This is a genomic window from Enterobacter sp. 301B, assembly GCF_003850715.1.
Classification (GTDB): Bacteria; Pseudomonadota; Gammaproteobacteria; order Enterobacterales; family Enterobacteriaceae; genus Enterobacter; species Enterobacter intestinihominis.
Map to the genome: position 1 here is coordinate 45,199 of NZ_PQTC01000021.1, position 21,132 is coordinate 66,330.

General features: G+C 57.5%; 21 protein-coding genes. 9 read left to right on the forward strand and 12 right to left on the reverse strand.

The genetic code is table 11. From position 1 onward, the window contains the following. Positions 1 to 13 precede the first annotated feature (13 nt). Positions 14 to 1,291 carry an MFS transporter gene (locus C3451_RS19450; protein ID WP_045620876.1) on the forward strand — a complete coding sequence of 426 codons (1,278 nt, stop codon included), beginning with the start codon at positions 14 to 16 and terminating at the stop codon, positions 1,289 to 1,291. Here the strand turns inward: C3451_RS19450 and rhaM are convergent. The 9 genes from rhaM to rhaB form a co-directional block, all read right to left on the reverse strand. Then, positions 1,279 to 1,593, reverse strand: coding sequence for an L-rhamnose mutarotase (gene rhaM, locus C3451_RS19455; RefSeq protein ID WP_022649824.1), 315 nt, complete (start codon positions 1,591 to 1,593; stop codon positions 1,279 to 1,281). The genes C3451_RS19450 and rhaM overlap by 13 nt on opposite strands. Further along, entirely contained in the window at positions 1,590 to 2,738 is a 1,149-nt protein-coding gene (gene fucO / locus C3451_RS19460) for a lactaldehyde reductase (protein WP_003861980.1), read from the reverse strand. Before fucO ends, rhaM begins: the two co-directional genes overlap by 4 nt. Positions 2,739 to 2,873: 135 nt before the next feature. After that, positions 2,874 to 3,875 (reverse strand): ABC transporter permease, encoded by a 1,002-nt coding sequence (locus C3451_RS19465; RefSeq protein ID WP_045620877.1) that lies wholly within the window; start codon positions 3,873 to 3,875, stop codon positions 2,874 to 2,876. Beyond that, the gene (locus C3451_RS19470) at positions 3,872 to 4,876 is read right to left on the reverse strand and encodes an ABC transporter permease (RefSeq protein ID WP_022649821.1); all 1,005 of its coding nucleotides are present in this window, start codon (positions 4,874 to 4,876) and stop codon (positions 3,872 to 3,874) included. Before C3451_RS19470 ends, C3451_RS19465 begins: the two co-directional genes overlap by 4 nt. Next, positions 4,876 to 6,378 carry a sugar ABC transporter ATP-binding protein gene (locus tag C3451_RS19475; protein ID WP_063139309.1) on the reverse strand — a complete coding sequence of 501 codons (1,503 nt, stop codon included), beginning with the start codon at positions 6,376 to 6,378 and terminating at the stop codon, positions 4,876 to 4,878. The genes C3451_RS19470 and C3451_RS19475 overlap by 1 nt, the downstream gene beginning before the upstream one ends. A 99-nt stretch (positions 6,379 to 6,477) precedes the next feature. Next, positions 6,478 to 7,464 (reverse strand): rhamnose ABC transporter substrate-binding protein, encoded by a 987-nt coding sequence (gene rhaS / locus C3451_RS19480; RefSeq protein WP_124304383.1) that lies wholly within the window; start codon positions 7,462 to 7,464, stop codon positions 6,478 to 6,480. Between the two features lie 82 nt (positions 7,465 to 7,546). Continuing rightward, positions 7,547 to 8,377 (reverse strand): rhamnulose-1-phosphate aldolase, encoded by an 831-nt coding sequence (gene rhaD / locus C3451_RS19485; protein ID WP_022649818.1) that lies wholly within the window; start codon positions 8,375 to 8,377, stop codon positions 7,547 to 7,549. A gap of 121 nt (positions 8,378 to 8,498) precedes the next feature. Continuing rightward, positions 8,499 to 9,758 carry an L-rhamnose isomerase gene (gene rhaA, locus C3451_RS19490; protein WP_022649817.1) on the reverse strand — a complete coding sequence of 420 codons (1,260 nt, stop codon included), beginning with the start codon at positions 9,756 to 9,758 and terminating at the stop codon, positions 8,499 to 8,501. Further along, positions 9,755 to 11,224, reverse strand: a complete 1,470-nt coding sequence (rhaB, locus tag C3451_RS19495) for a rhamnulokinase (RefSeq protein WP_045308717.1) — start codon at positions 11,222 to 11,224, stop codon at positions 9,755 to 9,757. The genes rhaA and rhaB overlap by 4 nt, the downstream gene beginning before the upstream one ends. A 136-nt stretch (positions 11,225 to 11,360) precedes the next feature. On the opposite strand from rhaB, the gene C3451_RS24765 reads away from it, so the two are divergent. The 3 genes from C3451_RS24765 (at position 11,361) to rhaR (ending at position 13,284) form a co-directional block, all read left to right on the forward strand. Beyond that, positions 11,361 to 11,465, forward strand: coding sequence for a hypothetical protein (locus C3451_RS24765; RefSeq protein ID WP_015569933.1), 105 nt, complete (start codon positions 11,361 to 11,363; stop codon positions 11,463 to 11,465). A 60-nt stretch (positions 11,466 to 11,525) separates the two neighbouring features. Continuing rightward, positions 11,526 to 12,362: an HTH-type transcriptional activator RhaS gene (gene rhaS / locus C3451_RS19505; protein ID WP_022649815.1), complete on the forward strand. Its 837-nt coding sequence runs from the start codon at positions 11,526 to 11,528 to the stop codon at positions 12,360 to 12,362. A 73-nt stretch (positions 12,363 to 12,435) separates the two neighbouring features. After that, entirely contained in the window at positions 12,436 to 13,284 is an 849-nt protein-coding gene (gene rhaR, locus C3451_RS19510) for an HTH-type transcriptional activator RhaR (RefSeq protein ID WP_022649814.1), read from the forward strand. Here the strand turns inward: rhaR and rhaT are convergent, their stop codons facing one another. Continuing rightward, on the reverse strand, positions 13,285 to 14,319 hold the full coding sequence (gene rhaT, locus C3451_RS19515) for an L-rhamnose/proton symporter RhaT (protein WP_022649813.1): 1,035 nt from the start codon (positions 14,317 to 14,319) through the stop codon (positions 13,285 to 13,287). A gap of 288 nt (positions 14,320 to 14,607) precedes the next feature. Between rhaT and sodA the strand changes: the two genes are divergently transcribed. After that, positions 14,608 to 15,228 (forward strand): superoxide dismutase [Mn], encoded by a 621-nt coding sequence (gene sodA / locus C3451_RS19520; protein ID WP_003861999.1) that lies wholly within the window; start codon positions 14,608 to 14,610, stop codon positions 15,226 to 15,228. Between the two features lie 66 nt (positions 15,229 to 15,294). Beyond that, positions 15,295 to 15,969, forward strand: coding sequence for a 6-hydroxyaminopurine reductase (yiiM, locus tag C3451_RS19525; RefSeq protein ID WP_045620879.1), 675 nt, complete (start codon positions 15,295 to 15,297; stop codon positions 15,967 to 15,969). 99 nt (positions 15,970 to 16,068) lie between these two features. Here yiiM and cpxA read toward each other — a convergent pair whose 3' ends face one another. After that, positions 16,069 to 17,442 carry an envelope stress sensor histidine kinase CpxA gene (gene cpxA / locus C3451_RS19530; RefSeq protein WP_124304384.1) on the reverse strand — a complete coding sequence of 458 codons (1,374 nt, stop codon included), beginning with the start codon at positions 17,440 to 17,442 and terminating at the stop codon, positions 16,069 to 16,071. Continuing rightward, on the reverse strand, positions 17,439 to 18,137 hold the full coding sequence (cpxR, locus tag C3451_RS19535) for an envelope stress response regulator transcription factor CpxR (RefSeq protein WP_003862004.1): 699 nt from the start codon (positions 18,135 to 18,137) through the stop codon (positions 17,439 to 17,441). Before cpxR ends, cpxA begins: the two co-directional genes overlap by 4 nt. Before the next feature lie 150 nt (positions 18,138 to 18,287). Here cpxR and cpxP point away from each other — a divergent pair, with 150 nt between their 5' ends. From cpxP to pfkA, 3 genes are all read left to right on the forward strand, one after another. Beyond that, positions 18,288 to 18,794, forward strand: coding sequence for a cell-envelope stress modulator CpxP (gene cpxP, locus C3451_RS19540; RefSeq protein WP_063139310.1), 507 nt, complete (start codon positions 18,288 to 18,290; stop codon positions 18,792 to 18,794). A gap of 153 nt (positions 18,795 to 18,947) precedes the next feature. Then, on the forward strand, positions 18,948 to 19,832 hold the full coding sequence (gene fieF, locus C3451_RS19545; protein WP_045620880.1) for a CDF family cation-efflux transporter FieF: 885 nt from the start codon (positions 18,948 to 18,950) through the stop codon (positions 19,830 to 19,832). A gap of 184 nt (positions 19,833 to 20,016) precedes the next feature. Continuing rightward, positions 20,017 to 20,979: a 6-phosphofructokinase gene (pfkA, locus tag C3451_RS19550; RefSeq protein WP_003862009.1), complete on the forward strand. Its 963-nt coding sequence runs from the start codon at positions 20,017 to 20,019 to the stop codon at positions 20,977 to 20,979. Positions 20,980 to 21,132 lie beyond the last annotated feature (153 nt).

The following is a 21,132-nucleotide window of genomic DNA, read 5'->3' on the forward strand; positions in this document are numbered from 1 at the left end:
GAGGATAAAAATAATGAACACAACAACCTGTACCCACAAAGACAACCCTAACTTCTGGATCTTCGGGCTGTTCTTCTTTCTCTACTTCTTCATCATGGCCACCTGTTTTCCGTTCCTGCCGATCTGGCTGTCGGACATCATCGGCCTGAACAAAACCCATACCGGGATTGTGTTCTCCTGCATCTCGCTGTCGGCCATTGCCTTCCAGCCGGTGCTGGGCGTCATTTCGGACAAGCTGGGGCTGAAAAAACACCTGCTGTGGATAATCTCGGTGCTGCTGTTTTTGTTCGCGCCGTTTTTCCTGTACGTCTTTGCACCACTGCTGAAAGCCAATATCTGGCTGGGCGCGCTGAGCGGCGGGGTGTATATCGGCTTTGTTTTTTCAGCCGGATCCGGGGCGATTGAGGCCTACATTGAACGCGTGAGCCGCAACAGCCTCTTTGAGTACGGCAAAGCGCGTATGTTCGGCTGTCTCGGCTGGGGGCTGTGCGCCTCAACGGGCGGCATCCTGTTCGGCATCGATCCGTCGTATGTTTTCTGGATGGGGTCGGCGGCAGCGCTTTTGTTGATGCTGCTGCTGGTGGTTGCGAAACCGAAGCCCAACCAGACGGCGCAGGTGATGAATGCCCTGGGCGCCAATCAGCCGCAGATCACCGCTAAAACCGTCTTCACCCTGTTCCGCCAGCGCAGAATGTGGATGTTCATCCTGTACGTGATTGGCGTGGCCTGCGTGTATGACGTCTTCGACCAGCAGTTTGCCACCTTCTTTAAAACCTTTTTCGCCACACCGCAGGAGGGGACCCGCGCCTTTGGTTTCGCCACCACGGCCGGGGAAATCTGTAACGCGATCATCATGTTCTGCTCGCCGTGGATCATTAACCGCATCGGCGCGAAAAACACGCTGTTGATTGCCGGGGTAATCATGGCGACGCGCATTATCGGCTCGTCGTTTGCCACCACTGCCGTGGAGGTGATTGCCCTGAAGATGCTGCACGCGCTGGAAGTCCCGTTCCTGCTGGTGGGGGCATTCAAGTACATCACCGGGGTGTTTGATACGCGCCTGTCGGCCACCATCTACCTGATTGGCTTCCAGTTTGCCAAACAGTCGGCGGCGATCTTCCTCTCCGCCTTTGCCGGGAATATGTATGACCGGGTCGGCTTCCAGGTGACGTATCTGATACTGGGCTGTTTCGTGCTGACGATTACGGTTGTGTCGGCGTTTACGCTGAGTGGCAGGCGGGAGATAGCTGCTACCGCAGGGGCAGCAGCGTTAACACATCAGTCCAGGTAAAACACCTCGTTCAGCTCCGCACTCACCGGGCTGTTGTCCGGGTTAGACGGCATAACGTCAGCCATATGTTTCCACCAGCGCTGGCAGACGTCGGTGTTTGCCACCGCGTTCCAGCGCTCTTCCGATTCAATCTCCACTGTCGCAAACAGCAGGTTGCGGGCTTTGTCGAGGTAAATGGCGTAGTGGTGCGCGCCGTGGGCTTTCAGTACCGCTTCCAGCTCAGGCCAGATCGGGTTGTGGCGGCGCGCATACTCCTCGTGCGCATCCGGGTTTACCTGCATCACAAACGCTTTGCGGATCATAATGCCTCCAGGTACAGCTCGCGGACCTCATCGCGGCTGGCGGTACGTGGGTTGCACGGCGCGCACGGGTCAGCGAGCGCTTTATCCAGCCAGCCTTCAATATCGGCTTTGGTGACGCCGAGCTGGCTAAATCCGGACGGAATGCCGACCCGGGCGCTCAGATCGCGAATCGCCTGAATGGCGGACATGCTGGCCGCTTCGTCGCTCATGCCGCGCGTGTCAACGCCCATCGCCTGCGCCACACGGGCGAATCGGGCGACCGCGTTCGGGCGGTTAAAGTTTTCGATGATCGGCAGCAGGATGGCGTTGCACACGCCGTGCGGCAGGTTGTGCGTCGCGCCCGGCTGGTGCGCCAGAGCATGCACCAGCCCCAGCCCGGCGCTGTTAAACGCCATGCCCGCCAGATACTGCCCAAAAGCCATCTGCTCGCGCGCTTCCAGGTTGTGACCGTCGTCGACCGCTTTCGGCAGCCAGAGGTTGATCAGACGAATGGCTTCCAGCGCGTTGGCATCGGTCAGTGGGTGCGCGCCCACGGAGACGTAAGCTTCAATGGCGTGGGTTAGCGCGTCCATGCCGGTTGCGGCGGTCACGGAGGCCGGAATATCGAGCATCACGCTGGCATCGTCCACGGCGATATCCGGGATGATGTTCGGGTCGATGATCACCTCTTTCACCTGACGTGCGGCGTCGATGATCACCGCGTTGCTGGTCATCTCCGCTGCCGTGCCTGCGGTGGTGTTGATCGCCACCAGCGGCACGCCCGCGTTTTTCACCTTGCCGACGCCGGAATAATCGGTTGACGGACCGGGGTTGGCGGTGAGGATTTTGATTGCCTTGGCGGTATCAATCGGGCTGCCGCCGCCAAAGGCAATCAGGTAATCACACTCTGCATCCTGATATGCCGCATAGCCTTTTTGCACCAGCGCTTCCGTCGGATTCGGGAATACTTCATCGAACAGGTGATACGACATCTGATGGGCGTCGAGCGCGGAAAACAAACTGTCGAGCAGGCCCAGCTTCACCAGCTGGCCGTCGGTGACAATCAGCGCTTTTCCCCACTGCTTGTTTGCCACCAGATTGACCATATCGCCGATCGCGCCCGCGCCGTGCAGGCTGATTTTGGGGAGTGCCAACATAAAGCTCATGATAATTCTCCTTAATATGCTTTTGAGGTAATCCGTTCCCCTCACCCTAACCCTCTCCCCGGAGGGGAGAGGGGACTGCTTGGTGCGGCTTTTCACCCTCTCCCCTCAGGGGAGAGGGCAGGGGTGAGGGGCAATTTAATTCCGTCTTCGCTGCATCATCCGGCGGGTAATAATCGGCAGCGAAATCACCACGATCAGCATCGCGCCGATAATCACCGACATCACAATGCCGGGCACGTTGAGCAGGCTCAGGCCGAAGGTCACCAGCCCCATCAGGAAGGCGGCGATAATCACGCCCACCATGCTGCCGGACCCACCGAGAATATTGACGCCGCCGAGCACCGCCATCGTCACCACCGCCAGCTCCCAGCCCATCGCGATGGTCGGGCGGGTGCTGCCCAGACGCGAGGTAAGCAGCACCGACGCCAGGCCGGACATCAGCCCAACCAGCGCGAAGAGGATCAGGCTGTGGCGCTTCACGTTGATGCCGGAGTACCACGCGCCGGTCGGGTTGTTGCCGATGGCGTAGGTGCGGCGGCCAAAGTTGGTGCGGTGCAGCACAAAGGCAAACAGCGCGGCCAGCACGATAAACAGCGCGAACTCAAACGACAGCGCGCCCCAGACGTAGCCCTGGCCGAACCAGGCGAAGCTCTCCGGGTAGCTGTTCAGCGCCTGGTCCCCGAGCAGGATGTAGGTGATCCCGCGGTACAGGCTCATGGTGCCGATGGTGATGACGATGGACGACAGGTTAAAGCGCGTCACCAGAATGCCGTTGAACAGCCCGCACAGTAGCCCGACGCCTAATCCGACGCAGACCAGCAGCGGCGTATCGACGCCCGCCGCAGCGCAAAAGCCCATCACCGTGGAGCTGAGCGCGATGGTGGAGGCTACCGACAGGTCAATTTCCCTGGCGATAATCAGCATCGCCATCGGCAACACGATGATCGCTTTTTCGGTGAAGTTGAACGTCGCGTCGGAGAGGTTCCAGATATTGAGAAAGTAGGGTGAGGCGAGCGCGTTCACCACGAACACCGCCAGCGTCACCGCCAGCAGGAAGCCCTCCCAGCACAGCAGACGCTGGAAGAAGCCCGGCGCAGAAGTGGGTTTGATTGCTTCAGATGTCATCATTTTGCTCATGATTTCACCGCCAGTTTCTGACGTGCCAGCGCCGCATCGCGCAGTATCAATCGGCCTTTACGTTTATTGCCGCGCTCGTTCAGCAGCACCGCTATCACAATTACCGTGCCGGAAATCGCCATCTGCCAGAACGGTGAGACGCCGATCACCGGCAGGGCGTTGTTAATCACCCCGAGGAACAGTGCGCCAAACAGACAGCCGAGCACGCGCCCGGTGCCGCCCATGGTGCTGATCCCCCCAATCACACAGGCTGCCACCACCTGCAATTCAAAACCGTTAGCGACGTCAACATACGCAACGGCAAAGCGCGATATCCACAGGTAGCCGCAGAACCCGGCCAGCAGACCGGAAAGGCAGAAACTAATGAACTGCATTTTTCCGGCGTTGATCCCGGTGTAGTACGCTGCCGTGGCATTACCGCCTGCGGTGTAGAGCGCTCGTCCGGTGCGGCTGTAGCGCAGGAAGTAGCCCACCAGCAGCAGCGCGGCGATGGCGCACCAGCTCAGCACCGGCAAGCCCAGCACTGACGCACGTGGCAGGCCGAGGAAATCTGTACCCATCTGGTTTGAGTTCACCCAGCCGCCGCCGGAGAGCAAAAAGATCATTCCGCGGTAGATGCTCATAGTGCCGAGCGTTACCACAATCGCCGGAATGCCCAGCTTCCACACCAGCAGGCCGTTTATCGCGCCCATCAGCAGCCCAAGCACGCTGGCAAGGATCAGCAGCGCCCAGACGGGCACGTCCGGGTAATGGAAATTAATCAGGGCGACAATCATCCCGGTCAGGGCCAGATTGGCCGCCATCGACAGGTCGATGCCTTTCGTGAGAAGCACCATCATCTGCCCGAGCGCGAGGACGATCAGAATGGCGGTGTCGTTAAACATCTCCACCAGGTTGTCCGGCGCGATAAACGATGGCACGCGGCTACCAATGGCGACGATCATCAGGATAATCACCGCGCCCAGCAGGGCTTCGCGGTGTTTTAAGAGTGAGCTAAGCATTATGCCGCCTCCTGTTTTGCACCGCTGGCGGCGCTGACGATGGTTTCCGCCGTCGCGTCTCCCGCCCGGTACTCGGCCACCATCAGCCCCTCGTGCATGACGATAATGCGATCCGCCATGCCCATCACTTCCGGCAGTTCGGACGAGACCATAATTACCGCCAGCCCCTGACTGACCAGCTCGGACATAAACTGATGCACGGCTGCTTTTGAGCCGATATCGATGCCTTTTGTCGGCTCATCGAGGATAATCACGTCAGGGTGCGTCGCCAGCCATTTGCCGATCACGACCTTTTGCTGGTTGCCGCCAGAGAGGGTCTCCACCGCCTGCTTCCAGCTGAAGGCTTTCACTTGCAGGCGTTTGGCATATTCGTCCGCCAGCTTCCATTCACGGTCGTCATGCAGCACACCGTTCGGATTGAGCTTGCTGAGCTGAGGCAGGCTGATGTTCTGGGCAATCGGCAGGGCGATAATCGCCCCCTGTTTCTGTCTTTCTTCCGGCACGCAGACGATACCGGCTTTGATCGCATCCGCAGGCTGGCGGAAGCGCCGGGGCTGTCCGTTGAGGATAATTTCCCCGGACGATGGCCGCGTGACGCCGGAAAGCGCCTGCATCAGCTCGGTACGCCCGGCCCCCACCAGCCCGTAAAAGCCGAGGATTTCTCCTTTACGCAGGGAGAACGAGATATGCGCAAACTCGGTCGGATGGCAGAGGTTTTTCACCTCCAGCACCGTCTCGCCTTTTTCGCAGTCTATTTTAGGGAAAGTTTGGGTAATGGCGCGCCCGACCATCATCGACACCATGCGCTCCTCGGTGATCTCATTTATTGCACCTGCACCGACGAACGCGCCGTCGCGCAAAATAGTGTAGTAATCGGCCAGCTCAAAAATCTCGTCGAACTTGTGGGAGATAAACAGGATGGCTTTGCCCTCCTGTTTTAAGCGCTCCACAATCTGGTAAAACTCGAGGATTTCATGCTGCGACAGCGCCGCCGTCGGTTCATCGAGGATCACCACCTGCGCCTCAAACGACAGCGCGCGGGCAATCGCCACCATGTGACGCTGGGCGATGCTCAGGGTTTTCAGCGTCGCGCGCGGGTCGATTTGCACTTCCAGCCGCATGAGGATCGCCTGCGCCCGGCGGTGCATTTCCGACCAGTCGAGCTTTTTCAGGAAGCCTTTGTGAAGGTACTGACCGACAAAAATATTCTCGGTGACCGAGAGTTCATCAAACAGCACGGTTTCCTGGTGAATGGCGGTGATGCCCATTTTATGCGCCGACTCCGGCGTCGGGAGATGAACGGGGATCGCTTTATAGAGAATTTCGCCCTCGTCGGGCTGGTAAATGCCGGTCATCACTTTGACCAGCGTCGACTTGCCCGCGCCGTTTTCGCCTATAAGCGCCGTCACTTTGCCGGGCCACAGCGCAAGCTGCACGTTCTCAAGAGCACGCACGCCGGGGAACACCTTGGTGATGTCAGAAAGCTGTAGCAATGGGGTCATGATAGTTCTCCTGGACAGAGGAATTTGTAGGGCGGGTAAGCGGCAGCGCCACCCGCCTTTTGCCGGATGGCGCTACGCTTATCCGGCCTACAAATTGCATCAAAAGATTTTCGAGAACTTATCAATATTGCTGGCATCGTAGACGAACGGCTCGGCCATCGCGCCGTTGCCGTCAGCATCCAGCTTCACTTTGCCCAGTCTGCCCATGCTGGCCTCGCCTTTCGTGGCCGTGCCTTTCACCAGGTCATCCGCCAGGTAGGTTGCCGCATAGCCGAGGTCGATCGGGTTCCAGATGGCAAAGCTCTTGCTCGCGCCGGACTTCACCGCGCCCGCCATCTCGGACGGCAGGCCTAAACCGGTGACGTACACTTTGCCAATCTTGCCCTGGTCCTTCACCGCCTGCGCAGCGGCCACAATGCCCACGGACGATGGCGAAACAATCACTTTCAGTTCGGGGTAGGTTTTCAGCAAGCCGACCGCTTCGCGGTAGCTTTTGTCAGAGAGATCGTCTCCGTAGGCCACGGTCACCAGATTGACGGACGGGTACTTCGGCAGCACCTTTTTCATCTCCGCAATCCATGTATTCTGGTTGGTGGAGGTTGGCGTGGCGCTCAGCACCGCCACGTCGCCCTTCTCCACGTTCAGCGCTTTCAGCGCGTCGGCGGCGAGCTTCACGTTGGTTTCGCCCATCAGGGCATTATTGGACGGGTTGAGGTGGATCTGGCGTCCGGCTTTCGCCACCCCGGAGTCCCACGACACAACCTTAATGCCGCGCTGCATCGCTTTTTTCAGCACCGGCACGACGGCGTCCGGATCGTTCGCGGAAATCGCGATCGCATCCACGCCCTGGGCGATCAACCCGTTCAATACCCCGATCTGCGCTTCCGCCGTGGTGGTGGTCGGGCCGGTATAAATCACTTTCACATCGCCTAACTCTTTGGCCGCCTCCTGCGCGCCGACGTTCGCTGCCTCGAAGAATCCATTTCCTAAGGACTTCGCCACCAGGGCGATTTTCACTTCTGCTAAAGCGGAACCGGACAACGCCAGAGCGGCAACGGTGAGGATCAAGCTTGCTTTTATTTTCATTGCTTTTACTCCACTGACTTGAGTTAGTTGTAGGGATTGCAGGTGGTTTTCGCCCCGTCTCAATGAGCGGGGCGCGATGTTGTTATTGGTACAGATCTAACGCCGACTGCATGGGGGTGACGCCAAAGCGTTTGCCCAGGGCGATCAGCTCTTCCCGGGTGATGGTCTGCTTCATGCCGCCCATGGAATAGACCTTCACCAGCACTTCCGCGGATTTCTCGGCGGTGTCGATCAGGCCGAAGGTTTCATCCAGCGTCGGGCCGCTGCCGAAGACGCCGTGGAACGGCCACAGCACCAGTGAGTGCTTCTGCATGTCCGTTGCGGTCGCCTGGCCGATTTCGTCGGTGCCCGGCACCATCCACGGCAGAATGCCGACGCCGTCCGGGAACACCACCAGACACTCGGTACTGCCTTCCCACAGTTTGCGAGTGAAGAAATCAGAATTATTTTCCAGCACGTAGGTCAGGGCGATCAGGTTGGTGGCGTGGCAGTGCATGATTACGCGGTCCTTGCCATTGGTCGCCTTGATGCGCTCGCAGTGGGAGAGGAAGTGTGCCGGGAGTTCGGATGTCGGTACCGCGTCGTCCGTCAGACCCCAGAGAATGTGGTAGCCCGCACCGTCGCTGTCCACTTTAACCACGCCAAGGTTGGCCTGCGGGTCGAGCTGGACGTTGCGGAAGAACTTCCCGGAACCGGTGACGATAAACGGCGTGTTGGCGAGCAGCGGCATCGGCTGGCTCAGGGCGATATAGCGCGGCTTCTGGTGGAAATCGGCGGCAAATGGCTCGATATCTGCGTCGTCCAGGCGTAGCGTCAGGTTGCCGCCGTTGCGCTCATCCCAGCCTTTGAGCCAGGCGTCAGAGGTGGCTTTGATCATGCCCTGGACGAACCAGGAAGTGGTGATGGTCTGCATAGTTTTCATTTCCAGTTATCGCGGTGAGGTTGAACCCCTCACCCTAACCCTCTCCCCAAAGGGGAGAGGGGATGGTTTGCTCCCTCTCCCCTTTGGGGAGAGGGCAGGGGTGAGGGGGCAGTTACCCGCGCTGACTCAACACGTCTTCCTCATATGCCCGCACGTTGTCCAGCCACTGGCTGCCCGCAGGCGCATCGTGACGCTGGCAGTACATCTCCCACACCGCCTGCCACGGCAGGGATTTCTGCTCTTCCAGCAGCGCCAGGCGCGCGGTGTAGTCGCCGTTTTCTTCCAGCTGTTTCAGGGCGGCGACAGGCTCCAGCAGCGCGCGCAGCAGGGCTTTCTTCATGTTGCGGGTGCCGATAACCCACGCCGCGATGCGGTTGATGGAGGCGTCGAAGAAGTCGAGGCCAATGTGTACGCGGTCAAAGAGGTCGTGGCGGATGATTTCGCTGGCAATGGCCTGGGTTTCGTCATCCAGCAGCACCACGTGGTCGCTGTCCCAGCGCACCGGGCGGCTGACGTGCAGCAGCAGACGCGGCACGTAGAGCATGGCGGCGGAAATTTTGTCGGAGATCACCTCGGTTGGGTGGAAATGGCCGGCATCCAGGCACAGCGCGGTCTGGCGGCTGGTGGCGTAACCCATGTAGAACTCGTTTGAGCCCACGGTGTAGCTCTCTGCGCCAATGCCGAACAGCTTGCTCTCGACGGCGTCGATGTGGTGCGCCGGGTCCAGTTTTTCGCTGATAGCTTCATCCAGCGCGGCCAGCAGACGCTGACGCGGGGCCAGTCGGTCTACGGTGATGTCCTTCATGCCGTCCGGGATCCAGATATTCATTACCGATGGCGTGCCAAGCTGCTCGCCGAAATACGCCGAGACGCGGCGGCTGGCTTTGACATGGTCGATCCAGAACTGGCGGATTTCGTCGTTGGCGTGCGCAAGGGTAAACCCGTCCGCGCTCAGCGGGTGCGAGAAGCAGGACGGGTTAAAATCCAGACCCAGCCGGTTGGCCTTCGCCCACTCCACCCAGTTCTTAAAGTGTTCCGGTTTGATTTCGTTACGCGCGACCGGCTCGTCGGATTCGAGATAAATGGCGTGCAGGTTCAGGCGCTTTGGCCCGGGGATCAGGCTCAGCGCCAGCTCCAGATCCGCACGCAGTTCGGTGGCGTTGCGCGCTTTGCCCGGGTAGTTACCCGTGGCCTGAATACCCCCCGTCAGGGAACCGCCCGGGTTCTCAAAACCGGCGACGTCATCACCCTGCCAGCAGTGCATGGAGACGGGCAGACGGTCGAGCTGGCGCAGCGCCTCTTCGACATCCACGCCGACGGCGGCGAAACGCTGTTTAGCCAGATCCCAGGCTTGTTCAAGTTGAGTGGTCATGCGCAAAGCTCCTTAGTCAGTCGTTTTTGCTGAAACTGCGCCCGATAGCGGGCAATTTCATGGCAGGGATGGGGGGTGAAGGTGGTCAGGCTGTTATTCGCCGTCACCACCGAACGGAAATCGTCGACGTTTGAAAGTTCGTCCAGGGTCATCAGCTGAATGCCGATATTGCCGAGCGTGGAGGCTTCAATCGGACCTGCCACCACGGTAATGCCGCAGGCATCCGCGCAGAGCTGGTTCAGCAGCTGGTTCTGGCAGCCGCCGCCCACGATATGCAGTTGTGTGAACGGTTTGCCGCGAAGGTCAGCCAGCTCGCTCAGGATGTCGGCATACAGCAGGGCGAGGCTGTCAAAAATGCAGCGTGCCAGCTCGGCGGAGCGGGAAGGTACCGGCTGCCCCGCTTCAAAACAGGCGGCCTGGATTTCGGCGCTCATGTGCACCGGGTTGATAAAGCGATCGTCGTTCGGGTTGATCAGGAAGGTGCAGGCCTTCAGCGTTTCGGTTTCCGCGATAAGCGCGGGCAGGTCGGTGATGTTCTGCTCTTTCAGCACCCGCTGGAGCAGCCACAGCCCCATAATGTTCTTCAGTACCCGGTAGCGGCCTTCGGCACCGCCTTCGTTGGTGATGTTCGCCGCCATCGCGGCATCGCTGGTGTACGGGGTTTTGCTCTCGAAGCCCATCAGCGACCAGGTGCCGGAAGAGAGATAGGCCGCATCTTTGTCGGCGAGCGGCGAGGCAATGACCGCGCTCGCGGTGTCGTGACTGGCGACGGCGACAACAGGGATTTCATTCCCCTGCGGGCAAAGCCAGTGGCCGATCACATTGCCCGGATGGGTTGGCGCGCCGAACCAGGACGGCGAGGCGCCCGTCCAGGCCAGCAGATGTTCATCCCAGTTATCGGTGTTGATGTTGACCAGCTGCGTGGTGGTGGCGTTGGTGTATTCCCAGTTCATATTGCCGGTCAGACGGTAGCTTAAGTAGTCCGGGATCAGCAGCGCATGCGCCACCTTTTCGACCAGCTCAGGCTGTTGCTCAACCAGCGCACGTAGCTGATACAGCGTGTTAAACGGCAGGAACTGGATGCCACTGCGACCATAGATGTTCTCCTTGCCAAGCTGCGCGATGGCGTGCGCCATCAGCCCATCGGTGCGGCTGTCGCGGTAGGAGACCGGCAGGCCGACGCGTTCGCCGTGACTGTCCAGCAGCACGTAATCCACACCCCAGGTATCAATGCCGATACTGTCGATGCGAATACCGTCTTCGCAGACGTTGTGAAGTCCGGTGCGGATCTCTGCTTCCAGGGCGTCGATATCCCAGGTAACAAAACCGTCCTGTTTTTGCAGACAATTGGCGAAACGGTGCATTTCGCGAAGCGTAAGGGTGTGCAGGTCGCAGTCCCAGGTGGCGAGCATTACACGGCCGCTGGATGCGCCTAAATCGACAGCCACACAATGGCGAAAAGTCATGGTCGGGTCCTTTCTTAAGTCATTAGCGAGGAGTGTAAGAAAGGGAAGAAATAGCCACCTTCTCGCCACTGACAGCCCAAATCTCGCGCTGGCAAGAAAGCAAAGATGAACGTGAGGGAGTTCACAGTTTCCAGTAATCGCGGGGTTTGCAGGCAGTGTGACGCTGACCGCATTTCCCGATCTTTCCGCCTGTTTCTTGAAAAACCGGCAGCTTTTGCGCGGTTTGCTGTCAAAAATTTAAGGTGAGCGGGGAAGGCCTTAATTACTATTTTGAGAACTTTTCTCATTGGTAGAGGCCGTTATGACCGTACTGCACAGCGTCGATTTTTTTCCTTCGGGGGCTTCGCCGGTTGCGATTGAGCCACGGCTGCCTCAGGCTGCGTTCCCGGAACATCATCATGATTTTCATGAAATTGTGATTGTTGAGCACGGAACGGGCATCCACGTGTTTAACGGTCAGCCGTATACCATCAGCGGCGGTACGGTGTGCTTCGTGCGCGATCACGACAGGCACCTGTATGAACATACCGATAACCTGTGCCTGACCAATGTGCTCTATCGTTCTCCGGATGCGTTTCAGTTTCTCTCCGGGCTGAATCAGCTGTTGCCGCAGGAGAAGGACGGCCACTACCCGTCGCACTGGCGGGTGAATCAGTCCACGTTGCAGCAGGTGCGTCAGCTGGTAAGCCAGATGGAGCAGAGCGAGGATGGACAGGAGACGCACGCCATTGCTACCCGCGAGATGCTGTTTATGCAGCTGCTGGTGCTGCTGCGGCGCAGCAGCCTGGTGGAAGGGCTGGAAAATAACGATGCGCGCCTGAATCAGCTGATGGCCTGGCTGGAAGATCATTTTGCCGAAGATGTCTGCTGGGAAACGCTGGCGGATGACTTTTCGCTCTCGCTGCGCACGCTGCATCGTCAGCTCAAGCAGCATACCGGGCTGACGCCGCAGCGCTACCTCAACCGTCTGCGCCTGATCAAAGCGCGTCACCTTTTAAGGCACACGGATGAAAGCGTCACGGATATCGCCTATCGCTGCGGTTTCGGCGACAGTAACCACTTTTCAACGCTGTTTCGTCGGGAATTTAGCTGGTCGCCGCGCGATATCCGTCAGGGGAAAGACGCGTTGCTTCAGTAACGCGAGGGCAGTCACCGTTTTTTTACCGCAGAAAGGCTAATAATGTCCGGTTATTCGCCGTCGAGGTTGTGGTGTGGCTGCTCAGTTAATTCTTCGTAAAGATGATTTTTTTGCCTCCGCGAGTCAGGCCGTCGCGGTGGCGGACCGCTATCCGCAAAACGTCTTTGCCGAGCATACCCACGAGTTCTGCGAGCTGGTGCTGGTGTGGCGGGGCAACGGCCTGCACGTCCTCAACGACCGTCCCTACCGCATCACGCGCGGAGACCTGTTCTACATCCGCGCCGAAGATAAACACTCTTACGCCTCGGTTAACGATCTGGTGTTGCAGAACGTCATCTACTGCCCTGACAGGCTTAAACTGAATGTCGACTGGGCGGGCAATATCCCCGGTTTACATGATGCCAGAGGCGAACCGCACTGGCGCTTAAGCAGCAACGGCATGGCTCAGGTGCGCCAGACGATTTCCCAGCTGGAGCAGGAGAGCCAGAAGAGCGATCCGGTGGCAAACCAGATGTCGGAGCTGCTTTTTGCCCAGCTGGTGATGACCCTGAAGCGCCATCGTTACGCTACGGATAATCCCTCTGCCACCACGCAGGAAGCGCTGCTGGATAAGCTCATCACCCGGCTTGCGGGCAGTCTTAACAAGAGTTTCGTGCTGGAAAAATTCTGCGAGCAGGAGCAGTGCAGCGAGCGCGCGCTGCGCCAGCAGTTCCGCACCCAGACGGGGATGACGGTAAACCACTATCTGCGCCAGCTGCGCATCTGCCACGCTCAGTATCTGTTACAGCATACTGAGCTGATGGTGAGTGAAGTGGCGATGCGCTGCGGCTTTGAGGACAGTAACTACTTTTCGGTGGTGTTTAACCGTGAGGTGGGGATGACGCCGGTTCAGTGGCGTCATCGCAGTCGAAAGGCAGCGTAATCAGTTCGCCATGCCGAGGCCGACGATATTGGCCGCAATAATTATCACCACGCAGCCCAGGCTCAGCACGCCAACCGGACGACGCCCGGCGTTGTTCCACTCTTTCAGCACCAGCCCAACCAGCCCGCCGCACAGCACGTAGAAGCTCATGTGCAGCATCCAGCTCATGTAGTCATACTGCGCCGGAATACTGGCGTGACCCCAGGCGTAAAAGAAGAATTGCAGATACCACATCAGACCGCCGAGGGCGGAAAGCAGGACGTTGGTGACGATCAGCGGTTTTGCCAGCGAGAAGTCGGCTTTTACCGACAGATTCTTCACTTTTGCCAGACGAATGAAGCAAAAGCCGAGGTTTACCAGCGCGCCGCCGCCCATGATCACCACGTAGCTTGGCAGGGCAACGTACAGCGGGTCGACGCCCAGCGCTGCAGCGGCGTCGTGCATCGGTTTGGCGGCGTTCATCGCGAACGACATGCCCGCCGAGAAGACGCCGCACATCACCGCCAGTAGCAGCCCTTTCTTCAGGTTGAACTCTTCGGCTTTGATGCCCATCTTGCGTTCTTTCAACTGGCCCGCGCGGGTGACAATTCCCACGCCGATCACCGCTACCAGCACGCCCAGCAGCGTCATTCGCCCACCCTGGGTGTTGATCAGCACATCGAAGTTGCCGTTGAGGATTGGCGTCATCAGGGTGCCAACAATCAGCGTAATGCCGATCGCGATGCCAATCCCCATCGACATGCCGAGGTAGCGCATGGTGAGGCCGTAGTTGATATTACCGATACCCCACATCGCGCCGAACAGGAATACCGGCAGCAGGGTGGAGGCGTTGAAGGAGGAGAAGTAGCCCCAGAAATCGGGCAGCAGCATGGCGCTGATTGTCCACGGCAAAATCAGCCAGGACACGGTACCGCCAACGGACCACATGGTTTCCCATGACCAGCCTTTCACCTTTTTAAACGGGGCATAGAAACAGGCTGCACTGGCCGCGCCTATCAAATGCCAGAAAATACCCATCGTAATCGCATGATTCATTTTTACATCCTCATCGTTTTTATAGCCGGAGGCTTCCCGCCGACTTGATGAGTGTAAAAATTAGGCGGTTTGGGAACCTTCAGAAGGTTGCCGCACTTTTGTTTTGAATGGCAATCAGCTCGTTAACCGCGTGAGCAGACTCACAATTCCTTCATTTCTCAAAAACCAAATAACCTTATAAAAACTACGGCATTGATAATCATTTTCAATATCATTTAATTAACTATAATGAACCAACTGCTTACGCGGCATTAACAGCTGTGCCGCCCGACAATAATGGAGAGGATTATGAGTTATACACTGCCATCCCTGCCGTATGCCTACGACGCACTGGAACCGCATTTCGACAAGCAGACGATGGAAATCCATCACACTAAACATCACCAGACCTACGTGAATAATGCGAATGCTGCGCTGGAAAGCCTGCCAGAGTTCGCTAATCTGCCTGTTGAAGAGCTGATCACCAAACTGGACCAGCTGCCAGCAGACAAGAAAACCGTGCTGCGCAACAACGCGGGCGGTCACGCTAACCACAGCCTGTTCTGGAAAGGCCTGAAAACCGGCACCACCCTTCAGGGCGACCTGAAAGCGGCTATCGAGCGTGACTTCGGTTCCGTTGACAACTTCAAAGCGGAATTCGAAAAAGCCGCTGCAACCCGTTTCGGTTCTGGCTGGGCGTGGCTGGTCCTGAAAGGTGACAAACTGGCGGTCGTTTCAACCGCAAACCAGGACTCCCCGCTGATGGGTGAAGCTATCTCTGGCGCATCCGGCTTCCCAATTCTGGGTCTGGACGTGTGGGAACACGCTTACTACCTGAAGTTCCAGAACCGTCGCCCTGACTACATCAAAGCCTTCTGGGATGTAGTGAACTGGGACGAAGCAGCAGCGCGTTTCGCCGCTAAAAAATAAGGTTGCATTGACGCCTGTGAGAAGCGAGTCTGATGACTCGCTTTTTTTGTATCTGAAGGAGTGGAGATGCATTACCCGGTGAATGTGTTTACAGGCAAGGTAAGGGAGTACGAAGGCAGTCGCCCGAGCGCTATAGCCAAAGTGCAGGTCGACGGTGAGCTGACGCTTACCGAGCTTGGTCTGGCGGGTGACCAGCAGGCCGAAAAGAAAATCCACGGCGGGCCCGATCGTGCGCTGTGCCACTATCCGCGCGAGCACTATCAGCACTGGAAAACCGAATTTCCTGAACAGGCGGACCTTTTCGTCGCCCCCGCGTTTGGCGAAAATCTCTCAACGGAAGGGCTGACGGAGAAGAACGTCTTTATTGGCGATATTTATCGCTGGGGCGATGCTCTGATTCAGGTCACCCAGCCGCGCTCGCCGTGCTTCAAGCTTAACTACCATTTTGGCATTCAGGATATGTCGGCCCAGCTGCAAAACGCGGGTAAAACCGGCTGGCTGTATCGCGTTGTGCAGGCGGGACAGGTTTCGGCGGATGCGCCGCTTGAGCTGGCTTCGCGCCTGAGTGAGGTGTCGGTATACGAGGCCTGTGCCATTGCCTGGCATATGCCCTTCGACGATGAACAGTTTCACCGCCTGCTGTCAGCGGCAGGATTATCCACTAGCTGGACCAGAACGATGCAGAAGCGGCGGATAAGCGGCAAGATCGAGAGCAGTTCGCGGAGATTGTGGGGGAAATAATTGCCCCTCACCCCGGCCCTCTCCCCAAAGGGGCGAGGGTGAAAAGACCGCACCGAGCCGTCCCCTCTCCCCTATGGGGAGAGGGTTAGGGTGAGGGGATTACGAACGCTTATACAGCGGCAGCCACAGCGTTAGCCGCAGCCCGCCCAGCGGGCTGTCATCGGCTTTCACCCAGCCACGGTGCTGCTGCATGGCGGTTTCAACAATCGCCAGACCCAGCCCCGTACCGCCAGATTCACGGTCGCGCGCCTCGTCGGTACGGTAGAACGGACGGAAAATCTGCTCGCGATCTTCCGGGCTGACGCCTGGACCGTCGTCGTCCACGATGATAGTGATCCCGTCTTTATCCACCGAAAACGCCACTTCAATCTTCGTGTTCGAGTAGCGCAGGGCGTTACGCACGATATTCTCCAGCGCGCTTTCCAGCGTGTTGGGGTTACCGTACAGCGGCCACGGGCCCGGCGGGAAATTGACGGTGAAGGATTTGCCCATCTGTTCCGCTTCGAAGGCCGCGTTGTCCAGCACCTCATGCCAGAGGTGATTGGCTTTCACCGTTTCGCTCACCAGCGCGTTTTTCTGCTGATTGCGCGACATCACCAGCAGATCGTTGATCATGCTGTCCAGGCGATGCGCTTCCGTCTCAATACGCTCCAGCTCTTTGCTCTCACCGCTGCGACGGCGCAGCAGGGCGGTACCCAGCTGTAAACGCGTGAGCGGCGTACGCAGCTCGTGGGAGATATCCGACAGCAGACGTTGCTGGGCCGTCATCATTCGATCAAGCGCGCTCACCATCTGGTTAAAACTGGTTCCGGCGGCCAGGAACTCCTGCGGCCCGGATTCCAGCTCCGGATGCTGCCTCAGGTTGCCCTGCGCCACTTCGTCCGCCGCGTTTTTCAGCTTACGCGCCGGTTTCGCCAGGCTCCACGCCAGCCATAACAGCAGTGGGGAACTAACCAGCATGGTGACAATCAACAGCAACAGCGGACGGTCAAATAGCAGGTTGATGAAGTCGGACTGGGAACTGCTCGCGGGGCGAATCAGGTAGAGCTGGTAGTTATCTTCCCCATCCCGCACCGAGAAAGGGCCCACCATTTCTACCCGACCATATTTCTTTTTCTGCGGGTGATCGGCGTTATCCGCCTGGCCAATAAAGTTGCGGATAATCTGCATTTCATTGCGATCGGCCCCAATCACGCGGCCTTCACTGGTGACCAGTAAAAGACGTTGTCCGGGGGGCGCCCACTTGTCGATAGCGCGAAACAGCCTGCGCCACCACATTAAATCGTTCGGCGGATCGTTTGCCAGCTCCGCTTCCACGTGCTGCTCGATCATCACGCCCTGACGTTGCTCGCTGTCGAGCAGCTCCGTCATCTGGCGTGAGTCGAGTTTTGGCAACATCAAAACGAGCATTAAAACCAGTGCCAGCGTCAGCCAGAAGATGGCGAAGATGCGGGCGGTTAAGCTGCCTATCATGAAGCGGAAACCATCAGATAACCGCGACCACGCAGGGTTTTAAACCAGGGGTGACCGTCTTTACGTTCTGGCAGCTTACGGCGCAGGTTCGAGATATGCATATCGATGGCGCGGTCAAACGGGGTGAGGCGTTTGCCCAGCACTTCCTGGCTCAAGTGTTCACGCGACACCACCTGGCCGAGATGCTGCGCCAGCAGATACAGCAGGGTGAACTCGGTGCCGGTTAGCTCCAGCGTTTCACCGTCGAAGCTCGCTTCCTGGCGGCCCGGGTTCAGGCTCAGGGAGTCCACTTCCAGCGTAGGTGAGCTGTTGTCGGTATTCTGCTGCTGCTCGCTCCAGTGAGAGCGGCGCAGGATCGCGCGAATACGGGCCACCAGTTCACGGTCGTTGAACGGCTTAGGTAAATAGTCATCCGCACCCAGCTCAAGGCCGAGTACGCGGTCAAGCTCGCTGCCGCGCGCGGTCAGCATAATGACGGGGGTCTGGTGTGTCTGGCGAAGTTCTTTCAACGTATCAATACCGTTTTTCTTCGGCATCATGACGTCGAGCAAAAGTAAATCGATGCTGTCGTCAAGGAGACTCAGCGCCTGTTCCCCATCATGGGCAACCAGGACGTTGAAACCTTCCATGTCGAGCAACTCCTTTAAAAGAGATGTGAGCTCTCGGTCATCATCAACTAACAGGATTTTATTCATTGTTTAAATACCTCCGAGGCAGAAATTACGACATCAAGGCTATCTAATCCATGACTTTACGTTGTTTTACACCCCCTGACGCATGTTTGCAGCCTGAATCGTAGACTGTCTCTCGTTGAATCGCGACACGAAAGATTTTGGGAGCAAGTGATGCGCGAAGTTACCGCTGCCGTCATGGCCTCAACGCTGGCCTTCTGTGCGTTTAGCCAGGCTGCTGTAGCTATCAACAGCGATAACGGTTCCTCAGTAGAGGGCGCAACGCAGCACAGCAGCCAAAGCCATATGTTTGACGGCATAAGTTTAACCGAACATCAGCGTCAACAGATGCGAGATCTGATGCAGAGGGCACGACACGACCAGCCCCCTGTTAATGTTAGCGAAATGGAGACAATGCATCGCCTTGTCACCGCAGAAAATTTTGACGAAAGCGCTGTACGCGCTCAGGCAGAAAAAATGGCGCAGGAACAGGTTGCCCGCCAGGTAGAAATGGCGAAGGTTCGCAACCAGATGTTCCACCTGCTAACGCCCGAGCAGCAAGCGGTTTTGAATACCAAACATCAGCAACGTATGAACCAGTTGCGTGAGGTTGCACGGATGCAGCGAAGCTCAGATATGACGCTTTTCAGTAGCAATAGCAGTACCCGTAGTAACCAGTAAACCCTGTTTTCCTTGCCATAGACACCATCCCTGTCTTCCCCCACATGATGTGGGGGTTTTTTTTGCCCATCGTTCAGTGTTGTTAACGCTTTATTCATCCTTTCACTCCACCGCCATCCGTTATACTAGCGCCATGGCATGACAGGAGTGTTTATGAATCAATCCTATGGACGGCTGGTAAGCCGGGCCGCAATAGCCGCGACGGTGACGGCGTCGTGTTTGCTGATCATTAAAATTTTCGCGTGGTGGTACACCGGCTCGGTCAGTATTCTGGCGGCGCTGGTGGATTCGCTGGTGGATATTGCCGCCTCGCTGACCAACCTGCTGGTGGTGCGCTACTCACTGCAACCGGCGGATGAAGAGCATACGTTTGGGCACGGCAAGGCGGAATCGCTGGCCGCGCTGGCGCAAAGCATGTTTATTTCGGGCTCCGCGCTTTTCCTGTTTTTGACCGGCATTCAGCACCTTATTTCGCCTTCTGCGATGAACGATCCGGGCGTTGGCGTGGTCGTAACGGTAGTTGCACTTATAAGCACACTTGTTCTTGTAACGTTCCAGCGCTGGGTCGTACGCAAAACTCAAAGCCAGGCTGTACGGGCCGATATGCTTCATTATCAGTCTGATGTTATGATGAATGGGGCTATTCTTATTGCGCTTGGTCTGGCCTGGTATGGCTGGCATCGGGCCGATGCGTTGTTTGCGTTAGGGATAGGGATCTATATTTTATACAGCGCGTTGCGGATGGGGTATGACGCGGTACAGTCGCTTCTTGACCGTGCGCTTCCGGATGCAGAACGTGATGAAATTTATGCCATCGTGACCCACTGGCCTGGCGTCAGTGGTGCTCACGATCTTCGTACGCGGCAGTCAGGGCCGACCCGCTTTATTCAGATTCATTTGGAAATGGAAGACAACCTGCCACTGGTTCAGGCGCATATGGTCGCTGAACAGGTGGAGCAGGCGATTTTGCAGCGTTTCCCTGGGTCAGACGTCATTATTCACCAGGATCCGTGCTCTGTCGTCCCCAGGGCGTTTTGAGCTTTCGTAATTCGTTGTAAAAAAGTGAGCCAGACCAGCATTTTGTGGATAAATTACCACCATATGGCCTGACCTGAATCAATTCAGCTGGAAGGGATTGATATACTATTTGCAGTATTCGACGGTTGAACAGTTTCTTCCGGCAGCAGATTTCAATTTTGCATTCCTAAGTTCAGAGGTAGTCATGATTAAGAAAATCGGTGTGTTGACAAGCGGCGGTGATGCGCCGGGCATGAACGCGGCAATCCGTGGGGTTGTCCGTGCAGCGCTGACGGAAGGTCTGGAAGTTTTTGGTATCTATGACGGTTACCTGGGTCTGTATGAAGACCGCATGGTTCAGCTCGACCGCTACAGCGTGTCTGACATGATCAACCGTGGCGGTACTTTCCTCGGTTCCGCGCGCTTCCCGGAATTCCGTGACGAACACATCCGTGAAGTGGCTATCGAAAACATGAAAAAACGGGGTCTTGATGCTCTGGTGGTTATCGGCGGCGACGGCTCGTACATGGGTGCAAAACGTCTGACTGAAATGGGCTTCCCGTGCATCGGCCTGCCTGGCACTATCGACAACGACATCAAAGGCACTGATTACACCATCGGTTACTTCACCGCGCTGGGTACCGTTGTGGAAGCGATTGACCGCCTGCGTGACACCTCTTCCTCTCACCAGCGTATTTCCATTGTTGAAGTGATGGGCCGTTACTGCGGTGACCTGACCCTGGCGGCGGCCATTGCCGGTGGCTGTGAGTTCGTGGTAGTTCCGGAAGTAGAGTTCAGCCGTGAAGATCTGGTCGCAGAGATCAAAGCCGGCATCGCGAAAGGTAAGAAACACGCCATCGTTGCTATCACCGAGCACATCTGTGACGTTGACGAGCTGGCGAAGTACATCGAAACCGAAACCAAACGCGAAACCCGCGCGACCGTTCTGGGTCACATTCAGCGTGGCGGTTCCCCAGGCCCGTACGACCGTATCCTGGCGTCCCGCATGGGTGCGTACGCGATCGAGCTGCTGCTACAGGGCCACGGCGGCCGCTGCGTCGGTATTCAGAACGAGAAACTGGTTCACCATGACATCATCGACGCCATTGAAAACATGAAGCGTCCGTTCAAAGGTGACTGGCTGGACTGCGCGAAAAAACTGTACTGATCGGCTCTGTTGCCCGGTGGCGCTGCGGTATGAACCGGAAACATGGGTAACACTTTAGACCGGATACATGGGTAACAGTTATAACTGGCATAGAAGAGGAGACTCGCTATGCCCTGGACTGAGACCCGACCTATGCAACGCCTTGATTTTATC